Here is a 14,811-nt window from a genome sequence, read left to right as displayed (position 1 = left end):
AATCATCTTTTAAATCTATAATAATATTCTATTTTTCGATACATAAGTTAAATTTAAAATCATTATCAATGAATACAAAATCTCTACTGCTAATTAAAAAACTGACTTGATTGTTTAAGGGATAAGAGTCAAAAATACATTCTCTGAATATAATAATAAAAAAGGAGATGATGAATAATGGGTTACATTGTAGATATTTCAAAATGGAATGGCAATATTAACTGGGATATCGCAGCCCCACAATTAGATTTCGTAATTGCACGTGTGCAAGATGGTTCAACTTATGTTGATCCTTTATATAATAATTATGTACAAGCAATGAAAGTAAGAAATATTCCGTTTGGTAATTATGCGTTCTGTCGTTTCGTTTCAGTAGAGGATGCACGGATAGAAGCAAGAGACTTTTGGAACCGTGGTGAAAAAAATGCCACAGTTTGGGTAGCTGACGTAGAAGTAAAAACAATGAACGATATGAGAGCGGGTGCACAAGCATTTATTGATGAATTACGTAGATTAGGAGCTAAGAAGGTCGGTTTATATATTGCTCATCATATGTATGCTCCATTTGGAATGGCAAATGTCAATTCTGATTTTGTATGGATTCCTCGTTATGGTGGTAACAAACCGGCGTATCCATGTGATATTTGGCAATACACAGAAACAGGGAATGTAGCTGGTATCGGAAAGTGTGATTTAAATGAGCTAATTGGAAATAAACCGTTAGCTTGGTTTACAAATCAAACTGTTGAGCCAATAAAGAAACAAGAAGGGGTTGGAATTATAGTGAATAAATATAACAAAGTAGTTACTTATGAATTTGGTGTAAATTTAATTCCTGACATGATTCAAATGATGGATAAGCTTGGATATACTTCTAGAATAATATCTCCCGGAAATAACCAAGGACTTGTGTATTTCGAGACAGATTATCGTCAAGGGAACGAACTGGACAAAGCAACGGCTTGGTTAGATACGAAAGGAATTAAATTTTTTTATACAAAAGAGTAGTTTGCTAAATAAAAAGCCGTCATGTGACGGCTTTTTATTTTTATGTAATCTTCTAACTCTAGTTATAATATGGAGAAAATAGACTAATAAACAAGCCTTTGTATACTTTCAAACATAGAATATGATGAATTCTATTAAGGAGGAAGCATATTCATGGGGAATACTTGTCATTGTGGGCATTCCCGAAATTGTAATAAATTTTGGGATAATTTAATGTTTGGGAGATGTAGATGTAAACGCAGTGATTTTCACGAATGTTGTTGCAAAGAGAAACCGAAATGTGAGTGTGAAAAATGTCATTGTAAAACAAAACCGAAATGCCATTGTAGAGATGAAGATGAAGGGTATTAATAATAAAAAAGAGTAAGATACGTACTCTTTTTTGGGGTGGTTATATTCCATCTTGAACAGATTTCTTTACAATTACCCATGTGTCTTTCTTTTTAACCGTTATAGCTACATTAGTTCCATTAGATTCCTTATAAAAGATATATCCATTGTTTAAGTTTACATATGTTACTGGCTCACCTATGCAATCTCGCGAACAGGATTTGTTGACCAGTTCAATTAGGGATAGTTCGCTTGGATCGGTTTTACTTGCTTCTATAACAGCATCAAGGCTTGTTTTTCGATAACCTTGCAAGTTTATATGAAAAAGCTGCTCTATTTCTCCTGTAATGCTAGTATTCATTACTTCTACTGAATTCTTTTTTTCTTGAAGAAATCCGTTTTCATAAAGTAATTTTGTATATCCAATCCATGCTATTAATACTAGCATGAAAAACATACCCGTCATTTTAAGCATTCGAAGTCGTTTACTTATAATTGTTTCTGAGTATTTCATTCAGTCTAATCCTCCAATGTTTTTAATTTAAAATATGCTTGGATACATACTTTTAGAAGAGGATGAGAATTAATGAGTTTTTAATAAAAAAGAAAACATCCAGAGCTAGATGCTTTCCTTTTTGTATATTTCGCTATCTGTTAGTTACTTGTTTCATCAGCGGTCTTATTTCTTTAACTGGTGGTTTCTTATCATAGGCATCAACGTAAGAAAAGTAGTAGTTTAAGTTTCTTAGAAGACCTTTTCCTATTTTTGCACTTAAGAAAGGAAAGACTTGTCCAGTATAATCATCGAGAGATTTACAGTAATATTTTTCATCTAAATATATACTGTATTTACATGTTAGTTCTACTAAAGGATTCCCTTCATCATCAAATACTTCTTTAGAATCAATAATATCTATTAGTGCAAATTTTTCATTTAGGTAAACTTTCTTTTTTTCTCGTGTTTATTTGTAAGTATAAAAACGAGCCCAATCGCGTTAATCAAACTATTTCCTCCTATAAAAAACGGATATTAATAAAATATATCGATATAAGCTAAATGTAAAGAGGAGAGGTGAAATATCATGGAGAGAAAGTTAAATAAGCCGATTTATGTTGGGAAATCGACTTATTTTATCAAGTATTACTTAGTAGTAATACCTACTCTGATTAACATTTCACTTTATTGAAATACTTGTGGGAATTGTTTTACGATTGCGTTTGTTATCATGTCGGCCATTTCTAATGCTTCTTTTTCAATTTTATCGTAAAGTTGTACTCCTGCTTCATAATCTTTATTTAGGAAGGTAAGTGCTTCTGCTTTCGTTAGTGCTAAATGTTCATAAAACATTTTTCGGAATTCTTCTTTTCCTATATATGGGTTGATGTTATTAAGAAACTCAACGATTTCATCACCATTAGCGTACCATTTTTTCTCTATAGCGGCAGCTGCATTTTGATCACCAGCTTTTGCGGCTTTAACAAGATCTGCTGCAATGACTAAGTGATCTTTAATTAATGCACTATATTTTTTTACTGCATCTTCACCGTAAAATGGTTCAAGTGATAGTCCCATATGTGTTGCGTTTTGTAGAAGTCGTCCAACAGTAACGTTAACATCGGGTAAATTAAATACAATACTTATAATAGCCAATCTCGTCCAAGCGACGTGTTGTTCCCATAAAGAACGCATATACCCTTTTAAAAAATTCTCGTTTTTACTAATTCGGTAGTTACGTACGGATAAATCATAGTTTACATAAGGGTTATGGTAGGGGGAGTAATACGATTGCCAATAAGAATACATAAATAGTAACACTCCTTTGAACATGTATAACTCAAAGTATGATATAGATTTATGTTTAGTTACGTGTCCTAGATTATTTTTAGGGAATTTGAATTGGAGAAATTAGGTGAATGATCTTGTGGTATATATGAATAAATTGAATATAAAGTAAAAGAGGGTCTGCAAGGGAAGTTACAGACCCTCAAAAGGGTATTGCCGAGATGTCGGACTCGACTACGTAATGTTATCATAAAATTCTTTTGAAAAAACCTGGTAAATGTGTCCAAATGAAATTGGGACCTTAATAAAGTCAAAGAGACCTGCTTCCCGCGGCAGGCCCCATTAACTAGATAATGTCGATGAGCAAAAACTCATCTGGAGTACTTTCATAGTAACAAGTAAAATGTGTTTTGTGTATTGAGAAAGAAGAATTGCATAATTATATGTGAACAATTTAAATCCCAACAATTTATGATTATCATTAATTGTTGGGATTTAAATATGGTTATAAAATGGAAAAAAGACTTGGAAGTGAGATTGAGGTGTAGAAGTAAGTAATCATGAAAAAGACCTGCTAATATAAGCAGGTCAACTTAAGGGGTTTATCCAACAGATTATTATATATGGTAACAACTGAATTGTAGTAAGTCTATACATTTAATATTGAGAAAAATTCTGCAAATGATATATTTTTTGCGCATATATTAACGTCTAAAAAGTTGAGAAAGAAAATTAAAAAGCTTTTTATAAGAGAATAATGGCTGGTACTTATAGTATGATTCATATTTCCACGCATCATTATTAGAGAATTGGAGTTGTGTTGTTTTCTTTTTTGCCGTGATGGAACTCATATTATGATGTTTCATATAGAAACCTCCTGAATTTATACGTATACGATTAGTAGTATTCAAGAAAGGGAAATAAAATGAATATTTAAATTGAAACTCTTTCTTCATGTTTACTGGATTTACGTTATAAATGTTGTAAAACATATAAAACACGGATGCTAATTCATATTAAATAGGTGGAGAAACATAGAATAATGAAAAAACAATAAGCATCTATTCATCCCTTTCAAGTCGCATAAGTGATTGATATAATAGAAGTAGATGAAAGATAAAGAAAAGCAGGTGACTCTTTTTTGTTTACTAAAGCACAAGAACTTTTAGCGTCCTACTTTGGTTATTCTTCGTTTCGAAGAGGACAAGATGAAACAATTAAAAATGTACTAGATGGGAAAGATACAGTATGTATTATGCCAACGGGTGGCGGTAAGTCGATTTGTTATCAAATTCCGGCATTAGTATTTGAAGGAACGACGTTGGTTATATCGCCTTTAATATCACTTATGAAGGATCAAGTAGATACATTGGTACAGAATGGCATTTCAGCTACATATATTAATAGTTCTATTTCTATTGCCGAAGCAAATCAGCGAATTCAATTAGCGAAACAAGGACATTACAAATTACTTTATGTCGCGCCTGAGCGTCTTGATTCGATGGAGTTTGTTGACCAACTTATCGATATGAAAATCCCTATGATTGCGATTGATGAAGCACACTGTATTTCACAGTGGGGACATGATTTCCGTCCAAGTTATTTACATATACATCGCATATTAGATTATCTTCCAGAAAAACCGCTCGTATTAGCATTAACAGCAACAGCAACACCGCAAGTACGTGAGGACATTTGTAACACACTTGAAATTAATCAAGAAAATACAATTATGACAACGTTTGAGCGTGAGAACTTATCGTTTTCTGTCATTAAAGGGCAAGATCGAAATGCATATTTGGCGGATTATATTCGTCAAAATCAAAAGGAATCTGGGATTATATATGCAGCTACTAGAAAAGTGGTCGATCAGTTATATGAAGATTTAATGAAGGCAGGAGTTTCTGTATCAAAATATCATGCTGGTATGAGTGATAGTGATCGAAATGAGCAACAAGAACTCTTTTTACGAGATGAAGTAAGTGTAATGGTAGCAACATCTGCATTCGGGATGGGTATTGATAAATCGAATATTCGTTACGTAATTCATTATCAGCTTCCAAAAAATATGGAAAGTTACTATCAAGAAGCGGGACGTGCTGGTCGTGACGGATTAGATAGTACATGTATATTGTTATATTCTTCTCAAGATGTACAAGTACAGCGTTTTTTAATTGATCAATCAACTGGAGAATCACGTTTTTCAAATGAACTTGAAAAATTGCAAAATATGACAGATTACTGTCATACAGAACAATGTTTACAATCATTCATTTTGCAATACTTTGGAGAAGAACCGAAAGAAGATTGTGGACGCTGTGGTAATTGTACAGACGATCGCGAGAGCATTGATGTGACAAGGGAATCACAAATGGTTTTATCATGCATGATTAGAACGAACCAACGCTTTGGGAAGCAAATGATAGCGCAAGTATTAACGGGGTCGAAAAATAAGAAAGTTATTGAATTTAATTTTCATACTTTACCAACGTATGGGCTTTTATCGAACCGTAGTGTAAAAGAGGTCAGTGAGTTTATTGAGTTTTTAATTTCAGATGAGTTAATTGCAGTTGAACATGGCACTTATCCGACATTAAAAGTAACAGAAAAAGGGAAAGAAGTATTACTTGGTAAAGAGAATGTTTTACGAAAAGAACGAGTAGAGACAAGACAAATTGTACAAGACCATCCTTTATTTGAAGTGCTTCGTGAAGTACGTAAAGAAATTGCACAAGGAGAAGGTGTACCTCCGTTCGTTATTTTCTCTGACCAAACATTGAAAGATATGTGCGTGAAGATGCCGCAAAGTGATTCCGAATTGTTGACGGTAAAAGGTATCGGAGAACACAAACTTGTGAAATATGGCTCACACTTCTTACAAGCAGTTCAGCATTTTATTGAGGAAAATCCAAATTACGCTGAAACGATTAAGACAGAAGTAGTTGCAGAGCGTAAAAAGTCAGGAAAAGCGTCCGCAAATTCTCATTTAGAAACGTATGAAATGTATAAACAAGGTATTGATTTGAATGAGATTGCAAAAGAACGTAACTTATCAAGACAAACAATCGAAAACCATTTAATTCGCTGCTACGAGGATGGAATGGAAGTAGAGTGGCAAAGTTTTGTTCCAGCAGAGTATGAATCTCTTATTGAAACTGCCGTTCAAAATGCTGAGGGTGGTCTGAAATCTATTAAAGAACAGCTTCCGAATGAAGTGAGTTACTTTATGATTCGTGCTTATTTACAAATAAGAAAGTAGAGACATATAAAGGGGATAAGATTTTATGTATCATGTTTTCGTTTATGGCACGTTAAGAAGAGGACAAACGAATGCTCATTATATGCTAGGTGCAATATGCATCGCTGACAGAGCTTGGACATATGGAAAATTATTTGATACGAACGAAGGATATCCGGCCATGACTTATTCGATTGAAGAAAAGGTGTATGGAGAAGTTTATGTAGTAAATGATGAGATATTGTGTAAGTTAGATGAACTAGAAGAATATACAGGTAATGCGGAGACCGATTTATATGATCGAATCACGCAAACAGTATATATTGCTGATAGGGAAATAGAAGCATATGTGTATATCGCTCAAGATAAAAAGATGATATTGAAAGTTATTGATTCTGGTGACTGGGTGGAGTATCAAAAAGAAAAATAAGAGTAGCTAAAGAGTAGATAGTGGAATAATCCATTATCTATTTTTTATACTTTCACTTTCAAAATTCTTATTATTTTGATAAATTGTAAATATAAGGAAATAAAAAGGAGGATTTTTCATGGGAATTAGAAATTTAGTTTCTCACCTGTAGCAGAAAAATAATTTGCAGGAGGAGAATAATAATGAACGAATTAAATGTAAAAGAATTTTATAAAAAACAATTTGAACTAATAAGCTATGATATAAATAATGAAAATTGGTTACAGGAAGTTGCTAAAGAAGTGCAAGAACAAGTTGGATATCCAATTCAGACGATGTTAGAACTAGGAGCTGGAAATGGCGGATTTGCAAGGGCGATGTCTAAGTTGGATGTAAAAATGACTACTGTTGAGATTGTACCAGAGTTAGTTATGTTTGCTAGAGGACATGCTATTAATGACATTGCGATTCATTGTGCTGATTTTTATAAAATTAACTTTGAGGAAAAGTTTGATGTTGTTAGTTATTTAGACGGATTTGGTGTAGGAACAGATGAGGAACAATTGATTCTATTAAAACGAATTAAAAATTGGATGAAAGATGATGGGTGTGCATTTATTGATATTTACCCACCATTATATTTGGAAAAAGCAAATGGACAAGAAATGCTCATTGGTTCTGCAATGCGAAAGTATGAATATGATAGTGAAAATGCAAGAATGCTAGACCATTGGTGGGAAATAGACTCTTCAAATGATATCGTGACACAATCTTTACGCTGCTATGCTGTAGATGAGATTAGTAATTTATGTGCCGAGGCTCATTTAAGTATAGTTGGGATTTTCCCAGGAGGAGCGTATGATTTTGAAGCTGGGAAATATAAAGAGCAATCATCTTTAAATGAATGTTTATCATATCGAATTAAAGTAAAAAAGAGTAGGGATTAAATCCTTACTCTTTTTACTTTTATTGTGTGAATAATTGTCGTTTTTGTATACATCAATTTAATATATGTGTAGTTGTGTGATTTAAATGTTGCATATTCTTTTTAAATTAGAAAGATGAAAAGTAAGTTTTTTCGGAAAATTTAAATGGAAACTATTGACTTTATGATTGGATTTTTAATACAATGATACTTCGACTGAAAAATTAGAACGGACAGGAGGGAATCGTCGAAATGAGCAACATATTTGAAGATGAGTTACAAAAAATGAAGGATACTTTACATATGATGGATGAGCAATTGGATAAGCTTGAAAAAACCCCGGTTTATTATGGGGAAGATTTTAAAGAGCAAATTCTTGAAAGTATGAGAGAGTCTAATAGACAAAATTTACGTATTGGTGTGCAAGAGCCGTACTTTGGAAGGTTAGATTTTCAGGAAGATGGTAAAGAAGAAGTTATGCCGATTTATATTGGAAAAGTAGGGGTTTCGGATATGGACACGATGAAACCAATCATTATTGATTGGAGAGCACCTGTCGCAAGTATGTTTTATTCATTTACCGGTGGAGAAGAATTAGCATTTTACCAATCACCAGATGGGTTAGTAGAAGGTGATGTGTATTTAAAACGAAACATTTCTATTCGAAAAAGAGAACTTGAACGTGTTGTTGATACATATGTAAAAGGAAATGAAGATGTATCACATGCCGATGATTTTCTTCTATATCGATTAGGTGAGAATAAAGATAATAAGCTAAAGGATATTGTTTCAACGATTCAATCGGAACAAAATGATATTATTCGTGCGGAAAGAAACTTGCCATTATTAATTCAAGGGGTTGCAGGGAGCGGGAAGACAACAATTGCGTTACATCGCCTTGCTTTTTTAATTTATGAATACCGTGAACAACTAGAAGCAGAAAGAATGATTGTATTTGCGCCGAATAGTCTGTTTTTAGACTATATTTCGAGTGTACTTCCTGAATTAGGTGTGGGGAATATTAGTCAAACAACGTTTCCGGATTGGGCATTACGTACGTTAGATGATTCAGTGAAACTAAAGCAGACAGAAGAAAAATTGAAAGAAGCATTTTCTATTAATCGTGATGAAGAAAAGGTTATGCTCGGTAAATTGAAAGGTACACTGGAATTTAAGTCCTTTATTGAAGAGAGAATGATTCAATTTGAAAATGAATTAATACCAACAAGTGATTTTGAGGCATGGGACAAAGCTATTATTCCAGTAGAAGACATAAAAAAATGGATGCAAGTTGAATATAAACATTATCCATTAAAGAAAAGAAGAGAAAGATTAGTCGGCCGAATGAAGCGCTGGATTGAAATTGAACTGAAAAAGTATGGAGAAAAAAACGAGAAGAAATTATTAAAAAAAGAAGCGACAAAGAGATTGAACACTTATATGAAGTTTTGGCCGAAAATGAGCCCACTTTCACTATATAGTTCAATATTGAAAAGTAAAGAAATACTCGAAGTATTGCCTGAAGAACTTGTGAAAGAAACTGAAAAGAGTTGTCGTAAAAAAGAAGTGTATGTAGAAGATTTACCAGCTTTAATTTACATACATCACCGCATAACAGGTATTGAAATCGGACAGAAATTCCATCACGTCGTTATTGATGAAGCGCAAGATTTTTCACCATTCCAAGTTTATGTATTAAAAGAAATTACACTAGGTAATTCTTTTACTATATTAGGTGATTTATCTCAAGCAATTTATGATTATCAAGGAATTGAAGATTGGAGTGCTTTTAAAGAAGTATTCCAAGAAACAGGTTATTATGAACTGACGAGAAGTTATCGTTCTACAAAAGAAATTATAGAATTTGCGAACGAAATAATTAAAAATGCAGAGATTCCAGTTGGGCTCGCAACACCAGTTTTTCGCAGTGGTGAAGATGTTAAGGTAATCCATGCAGAAGATCAATTTAATGAGATTATGAAGACGTTAAAACATCTACAAAACGAAGATGTGAAAACCATTGCGGTAATAGGAAGAACAGACGATGAATGCCGCGATATATATGAGAAATTAACAAAAGCAGGATTGGCTGTAAACGTTATTGAAGCAGATCAAAGTAAATATGAAGGTGGTATTTCAGTAGTACCTGTATACTTGGCAAAAGGGCTAGAATTTGATGCTGTTCTATTAATCGATGTTGATGAAGAACATTATAAAAATACGAAACATGATGCGAAGTTACTTTATGTCGGATGTACAAGGTCACTCCATGATTTATGGATTTTCCATAGCGGAGAAATATCACCTTTAATTAATGGATTAAAATAAATATTACATACAAGAGGATTTTCTAGTAACAAAAAGAAGAACCTCTTGTTTTTCTATATAAAGACATGGAGAGAGGATAACTATGATAACAAAAGTAATAACAAAAAGAAATTGGGAAATCGCAAAGGTAGATGGAGAAGTTAATGAAGCTTCACTTAAAGAAGAGGGATTTATTCATTGTTCATTTTTACAGCAAGCTTTAAAAGTTGCTGAAAAATATTTTAATCATGAAGAAGATGTTTTATTACTGACAATCGATCCATCCTTAATAAAAGCAGAAATAAAATATGAACTTGCTTCTAACGGTCAAGAATATCCGCATGTATATGGAGTAATTAATATTGAGGCAATTGTAGGCGTTATCCCATTTACTAAAGAAAAAGGAGAGTTTCTATTACAAGAGGTACAAAATTAAGGTTGTAATAGCCGTTCAAATTAACAAGAAAAGCACAAATTATATAGTTTGTGCTTTTTTATTATCTATTTTTTGTAAATACGCATTGTTTTTATCACACTAATACTGTACGATACATAGTATAAAACATATACTGTATGACATATAGTAATGGAAAAGAGGTGAGTGAATGGATGCTTTATTAAATTCGTTAATTACTGAACTAAGAAGAGGGACATTAACATTAGCGGTTTTAAGCCAGTTAAGAACACCGCAGTATGGGTATTCACTTGTCCAATTATTGGAGAAATCAGGGATCACAATCGATCAAAGTACTTTATATCCACTACTTCGCCGATTAGAAAAGCAAGAGCTAGTGACGAGTAGTTGGGATAAAACGGAGAGTAGACCTCGTAAGTATTACGTTTTGAGTGAATACGGATTAGAGATATTTTTGCAGTTAAAAAAGGAATGGATAAAGGATTCGAAGGAACTTTATAACTTATTAAAGAAGGAGGACAAGAATGAATTTAATTGATATTTATGTCGAGGAAGTAGCGAAGAGATTACCTGAAAAAAATCGTGAAGATATTATTCTTGAACTACGGTCAACAATCGAGGATATGTTACCGGATGATTATAATGAAGATGATGAAAAAAGAGTTCTTGAAAAATTGGGAAGTCCAGTTTCATTAGCTAATGGGTACTTGGATAGACCAATGCATTTAATTGGACCACGTTATTTTGATGTATATATGACATTATTAAAAATGATCTTACCAATCGCAGTTGTAATTGCGCTTATTTCAATGGTTGCAGAAAATTTTATTAGTTATAGTGGTGATCAGGCTGTATTAAATGTTATTTTAAAATTGATAGGTGAAGGCATTGGAAGAACATTTGAAGTAGGTTTCCAAGTATTTTTCTGGCTGACAATTGTGTTTGCTGTTATAGAAAGAACGGATAAAGAAAAGGACCCACAACCATTAACAACAAGTTTAAAAAAATGGACGCCAGATGATTTGAAAAATATTTCGTATATCCCGAAGAAAAAGGCGATCTCAAAGTTTGAAGTGTTTGGAGGTCTAATGTGGACGGCAATATGGGCTACACTTTACTTTTATGCGAATCATCTCGTTGGCGTATACAATGGTACGGAAAATGGATTGAAGTTTGTTGCGCCGACGTTTAATCAAGATGTATTACTTCAGTATTGGCCAATCGTTGCTATTGTGATTGTTTTTGAAATAGGTATATCTCTTTATAAGTTAGTACAGGGACAATGGACGCAAAGATTGGCGATTGGAAATGCTATACTCCAAATAGCTGGAACAATAGTATTCATTGTAATTGTAGTAAATCCACATTTATTTAACGCAGGATTTATTACGTATTTGGCAAATGTATTTACTATTTCCCCAGAGGAGTTTAAAACGTGGCTCATTGGGGGAGGAATTTTCTTCTATACGTTATCTGCTGCAATAAATATATTTGATGGTTTCCAAAAAGCTAGTATTCGTACGTAGATAAAAATCGGAAATTTCTGTAAAATAAAACTATTAAAAAGATAGTGAAATAAGATGAACATGATGAAAGGAAGAAAACAATGATAAGGGAAGCAACGAAAAGAGATTTAGCATACATTTTAGATATTTATAACGATGCGATACTTTATACAACAGCTGTATATGCGTATAAACCTGTAACCCTTGAAAATAGAGTAGATTGGTATGAACAAAAAAAGGCCGAAGGGTATCCAATTTTCATATACGAATTAGATAATAAAGTAGTAGGATTTGCGACATTCGGCCCATTTAGAGCGTGGCCCGCTTATAAATATTCAGTTGAACATTCTGTGTATGTAGATAAGACATATAGAAAAAATGGCATTGGGTCTTCATTCATGAAAGAATTAATCAAAATTGCGAAGGAAAGAGAGTATATGACCTTAATTGCTGGAATTGATGCAGAGAATGAGAAAAGTATTGCCTTGCATCAAAACTATGGGTTTGTTCATGCAGGGACAATAAAAAAGCTGGTTATAAGTTTAATAAATGGCTAGATTTAGCTTTTTATCGAGCTGGAGCTTAACGGTCCTGAAAATCCTATAGAAGGATAAATATTTTTCGGTAGCAAGAAAAAATTCATGCTACCTTTTTCTTATTTTAATAGCTGATGAAAAGGTTTTTTATATTCAATATTGAATTATTAGAAGTTAATATAACGATATGAAAAGAGGGGTGGAAATGGAAACTGTCATAAATAAAATAAAAGAGGTACAATCTAATTATGTGGGAATGGCAATTTATTCTACAAAAAACAATCGTATAGTTGCTTCATATAATAGTGAATTAAATATTCCGTTAGCATCAGCAGCAAAATTAGTCATTGGATTTGTAGTAACGCAAATGGTGAAGGAAAATAAACATAATTGGAATGATATACTTCATCACATTAAATTTAATCCGCATGAAGATAGTGCGCAGTTATATCCGCATTTACAAGGAAGAACTTCTTTAACACTTAGTCAAGCGGTAGAGGTAATGATAGCTTGTCATGATAGTTACGTTGCACAGTCAGTTGTAATGCACTGTGGTGGATGGGATGCTGTGAAAATGTATGCACAAACGTACTTTTCAAAAATTCATATACAAGAGAATGCTAGAGATGAGAAAAATGTTGGAGAATTAAATGAAGTTCTTGCCCTTTTCATACAAATCTTTCAAGGTTATAAATCAGAACCAGAATTATGGGAACCAATTATTAGTGGCATGGTAAGACAACAAGGAGAGTATGAAGAAATCCCATATTATCATTTAGCTCATATGACAGGTGGATTGCTCACAGCTACAATAAATATTGGCATAATAGGAATGTTTAACGAATTTCCGCTTCTTTATGTGATTGGGGGAAAAGATTTACCGAATCGCCGTGAAAATAGAGAGGTAGATGAAGCTTTTGCAGTAGTTTTAAAGTACATATACAAAGAATATAGTGAAAGCATGCTAGAGGTGAACAATTGAAGAGAAACTTAAAAACTTCAACGATTATCATTTTAATTTTAACGATTATCGCTATGGAAGTTGGAATCGCGATTTACGATCATAATCTGTCATTAGATACAATTTACTTTGCAGCGATCCTTATTTGTATTGTATTGCTTTTTGGCACACGTGTTTCTGAAGAGAAAGAAAGTAAATCAAAACAAGGACGAAGAAAAGCAACTCTTATATTTTGGTCATCTATTTTATTGTCTATCGCTTGTTTTGCAGTTATAAGTTACATAAGGATAGGCTATGTCTCTGTACCAGGGATAATTGGCTTTTCATGCTTTGTTACATATGGTGGATTCGTATGTATTAGTATTTTAAAGAGAAAGAATAAAATGTAGCTTACTAAGCTGAAAGGAAGCAATGTATATGAAACATATAGAGAACGGTACACGTACTGAAGGAGAATATATTAAAAATAAAGTTATTCAATATAATATGTCCATCTTAACAGGTGAGGCAAGACAGACGATGGAAGAAGTAAGTCTTGTAGTAAAAAATGAAGAAGGAAAAATTTTTGGTGGCGTAACAGGTACGATGTATTTTTATCACCTTCATATCGACTTTTTATGGGTTGATGAATCAGTTCGTTATGACGGTTATGGCAGTCAACTGTTACATAAAATTGAAGGTATTGCGAAGGAAAAAGGGTGTAGATTAATATTGCTAGATTCATTTAGTTTCCAAGCACCAGAATTCTATAAAAAGCACGGTTATAGGGAGTATGGTATCGTTGAAGATCACCCGAAAGGTCATAGTCAGTACTTTTTTGAAAAGAGATTATAAAGTGAAACTTTAATCAGTGGGGGTTTTACGGACAGCCCGATCCCCCATCTAACTTCTTTACTTTCGCTGGATTTTGAGGTGGGGTCTTACTGCCCGGCAAATAGCGGGATAATAATATTATGTATACTGGTTGATGGGAGAAAGCATATGTACACGTATAAATTGCAACAAGAACAACCAATCTGTGCAGAAAAAATAAAAAAACTTTATGATTCTGTCGGTTGGTGGCCAGAAAGAAAAGAAGTCGATATTGAAAAAATGTTAATGAATAGCATAGCCATTGGAGTATGGGAAGAAAATGAATTAGTTGGATTTGCTAGAGTCGTTTCTGATGGTGTTTTTCGAGCGTACATTGAAGATGTTGTCGTACATGAGAGTGTAAGAAGTAAAGGTATTGGAGAGAAGGTGCTTACAATATTACTTCGAGAAATATCTCATATTGATATTGTTAGTCTATTTTGCGGAGAGAAGCTAATAAAGTTTTACGGTGAGCAGCAATTTGAAGCGACGAAGCAAATTGTGATGCACCGTAATCAAATAGGGAAAGAATAAAGAGGTGC

Annotated in this window: 15 protein-coding genes and 2 pseudogenes; 14 read left to right on the top strand and 3 right to left on the bottom strand. The window is 33.1% G+C overall.

The window, feature by feature from the left end; all coding sequences use genetic code 11:
- Positions 1 to 177: 177 nt before the first annotated feature.
- Positions 178 to 1,008: a GH25 family lysozyme gene (locus JFU02_RS07050; RefSeq protein ID WP_000540627.1), complete on the top strand. Its 831-nt coding sequence runs from the start codon at positions 178 to 180 to the stop codon at positions 1,006 to 1,008.
- 217 nt (positions 1,009 to 1,225) lie between these two features.
- Entirely contained in the window at positions 1,226 to 1,375 is a 150-nt protein-coding gene (locus tag JFU02_RS07045; protein ID WP_000503005.1) for a hypothetical protein, read from the top strand.
- A 24-nt stretch (positions 1,376 to 1,399) separates the two neighbouring features.
- Here the strand turns inward: JFU02_RS07045 and JFU02_RS07040 are convergent, their stop codons facing one another.
- The 3 genes and pseudogenes from JFU02_RS07040 to JFU02_RS07030 all read right to left on the bottom strand — a co-directional run bounded on the left by JFU02_RS07040 (position 1,400) and on the right by JFU02_RS07030 (position 3,142).
- On the bottom strand, positions 1,400 to 1,852 hold the full coding sequence (locus tag JFU02_RS07040) for a hypothetical protein (RefSeq protein ID WP_000877577.1): 453 nt from the start codon (positions 1,850 to 1,852) through the stop codon (positions 1,400 to 1,402).
- 133 nt (positions 1,853 to 1,985) lie between these two features.
- Positions 1,986 to 2,341 (bottom strand): annotated as a pseudogene (locus JFU02_RS07035) (cytoplasmic protein).
- A 177-nt stretch (positions 2,342 to 2,518) separates the two neighbouring features.
- A complete protein-coding gene (locus tag JFU02_RS07030) occupies positions 2,519 to 3,142 on the bottom strand; it encodes a hypothetical protein (RefSeq protein ID WP_061666082.1) in 624 nt (207 codons plus the stop codon).
- A gap of 1,120 nt (positions 3,143 to 4,262) precedes the next feature.
- On the opposite strand from JFU02_RS07030, the gene recQ reads away from it, so the two are divergent.
- The 12 genes and pseudogenes from recQ (at position 4,263) to JFU02_RS06970 (ending at position 14,803) form a co-directional block, all read left to right on the top strand.
- Entirely contained in the window at positions 4,263 to 6,380 is a 2,118-nt protein-coding gene (gene recQ / locus JFU02_RS07025; RefSeq protein ID WP_000494275.1) for a DNA helicase RecQ, read from the top strand.
- 25 nt (positions 6,381 to 6,405) lie between these two features.
- The gene (locus tag JFU02_RS07020; protein WP_098316788.1) at positions 6,406 to 6,789 is read left to right on the top strand and encodes a gamma-glutamylcyclotransferase family protein; all 384 of its coding nucleotides are present in this window, start codon (positions 6,406 to 6,408) and stop codon (positions 6,787 to 6,789) included.
- Between the two features lie 182 nt (positions 6,790 to 6,971).
- On the top strand, positions 6,972 to 7,715 hold the full coding sequence (locus tag JFU02_RS07015) for a class I SAM-dependent methyltransferase (RefSeq protein ID WP_097960202.1): 744 nt from the start codon (positions 6,972 to 6,974) through the stop codon (positions 7,713 to 7,715).
- A gap of 230 nt (positions 7,716 to 7,945) precedes the next feature.
- A complete protein-coding gene (locus JFU02_RS07010; protein WP_086406290.1) occupies positions 7,946 to 10,021 on the top strand; it encodes a HelD family protein in 2,076 nt (691 codons plus the stop codon).
- 82 nt (positions 10,022 to 10,103) lie between these two features.
- The gene (locus JFU02_RS07005) at positions 10,104 to 10,436 is read left to right on the top strand and encodes a DUF952 domain-containing protein (RefSeq protein WP_000629076.1); all 333 of its coding nucleotides are present in this window, start codon (positions 10,104 to 10,106) and stop codon (positions 10,434 to 10,436) included.
- Positions 10,437 to 10,605: 169 nt separating this feature from the next.
- Positions 10,606 to 10,953, top strand: a complete 348-nt coding sequence (locus JFU02_RS07000; protein WP_098838579.1) for a PadR family transcriptional regulator — start codon at positions 10,606 to 10,608, stop codon at positions 10,951 to 10,953.
- A complete protein-coding gene (locus JFU02_RS06995) occupies positions 10,940 to 11,941 on the top strand; it encodes an HAAS signaling domain-containing protein (RefSeq protein WP_201070445.1) in 1,002 nt (333 codons plus the stop codon). Before JFU02_RS07000 ends, JFU02_RS06995 begins: the two co-directional genes overlap by 14 nt.
- A gap of 80 nt (positions 11,942 to 12,021) precedes the next feature.
- A pseudogene (locus JFU02_RS06990) lies at positions 12,022 to 12,534 on the top strand (N-acetyltransferase family protein).
- A gap of 127 nt (positions 12,535 to 12,661) precedes the next feature.
- On the top strand, positions 12,662 to 13,438 hold the full coding sequence (locus JFU02_RS06985; RefSeq protein ID WP_098316790.1) for a serine hydrolase: 777 nt from the start codon (positions 12,662 to 12,664) through the stop codon (positions 13,436 to 13,438).
- Positions 13,435 to 13,806, top strand: coding sequence for a hypothetical protein (locus JFU02_RS06980; RefSeq protein WP_098838578.1), 372 nt, complete (start codon positions 13,435 to 13,437; stop codon positions 13,804 to 13,806). Before JFU02_RS06985 ends, JFU02_RS06980 begins: the two co-directional genes overlap by 4 nt.
- Positions 13,807 to 13,834: 28 nt before the next feature.
- Positions 13,835 to 14,251, top strand: coding sequence for a GNAT family N-acetyltransferase (locus tag JFU02_RS06975; RefSeq protein ID WP_098838577.1), 417 nt, complete (start codon positions 13,835 to 13,837; stop codon positions 14,249 to 14,251).
- Between the two features lie 147 nt (positions 14,252 to 14,398).
- Positions 14,399 to 14,803: a GNAT family N-acetyltransferase gene (locus JFU02_RS06970; RefSeq protein ID WP_000288975.1), complete on the top strand. Its 405-nt coding sequence runs from the start codon at positions 14,399 to 14,401 to the stop codon at positions 14,801 to 14,803.
- The last annotated feature ends 8 nt before the right edge of the window (positions 14,804 to 14,811 follow it).

This window comes from Bacillus sp. TH13, assembly GCF_016651175.1.
Taxonomy (GTDB): domain Bacteria; phylum Bacillota; class Bacilli; order Bacillales; family Bacillaceae_G; genus Bacillus_A; species Bacillus_A thuringiensis_S.
Note: the sequence above shows the minus strand (reverse complement) of the source record. Positions and strands in the feature narration are given on the sequence as shown.

Bases quoted from the DNA above. Each gene is read 5' to 3' on its own strand.
- JFU02_RS07020 (WP_098316788.1), top strand. From the start codon at position 6,406: ATGTATCATGTTTTCGTTTATGGCACGTTAAGAAGAGGACAAACGAAT.
- JFU02_RS06970 (WP_000288975.1), top strand. From the start codon at position 14,399: ATGTACACGTATAAATTGCAACAAGAACAACCAATCTGTGCAGAAAAA.
- JFU02_RS07040 (WP_000877577.1), bottom strand. From the start codon at position 1,852: ATGAAATACTCAGAAACAATTATAAGTAAACGACTTCGAATGCTTAAA.
- JFU02_RS06985 (WP_098316790.1), top strand. From the start codon at position 12,662: ATGGAAACTGTCATAAATAAAATAAAAGAGGTACAATCTAATTATGTG.
- JFU02_RS06995 (WP_201070445.1), top strand. From the start codon at position 10,940: ATGAATTTAATTGATATTTATGTCGAGGAAGTAGCGAAGAGATTACCT.
- JFU02_RS07010 (WP_086406290.1), top strand. From the start codon at position 7,946: ATGAGCAACATATTTGAAGATGAGTTACAAAAAATGAAGGATACTTTA.
- JFU02_RS07050 (WP_000540627.1), top strand. From the start codon at position 178: ATGGGTTACATTGTAGATATTTCAAAATGGAATGGCAATATTAACTGG.
- JFU02_RS07030 (WP_061666082.1), bottom strand. From the start codon at position 3,142: ATGTATTCTTATTGGCAATCGTATTACTCCCCCTACCATAACCCTTAT.
- JFU02_RS07000 (WP_098838579.1), top strand. From the start codon at position 10,606: ATGGATGCTTTATTAAATTCGTTAATTACTGAACTAAGAAGAGGGACA.
- JFU02_RS07005 (WP_000629076.1), top strand. From the start codon at position 10,104: ATGATAACAAAAGTAATAACAAAAAGAAATTGGGAAATCGCAAAGGTA.
- JFU02_RS06975 (WP_098838577.1), top strand. From the start codon at position 13,835: ATGAAACATATAGAGAACGGTACACGTACTGAAGGAGAATATATTAAA.
- JFU02_RS07015 (WP_097960202.1), top strand. From the start codon at position 6,972: ATGAACGAATTAAATGTAAAAGAATTTTATAAAAAACAATTTGAACTA.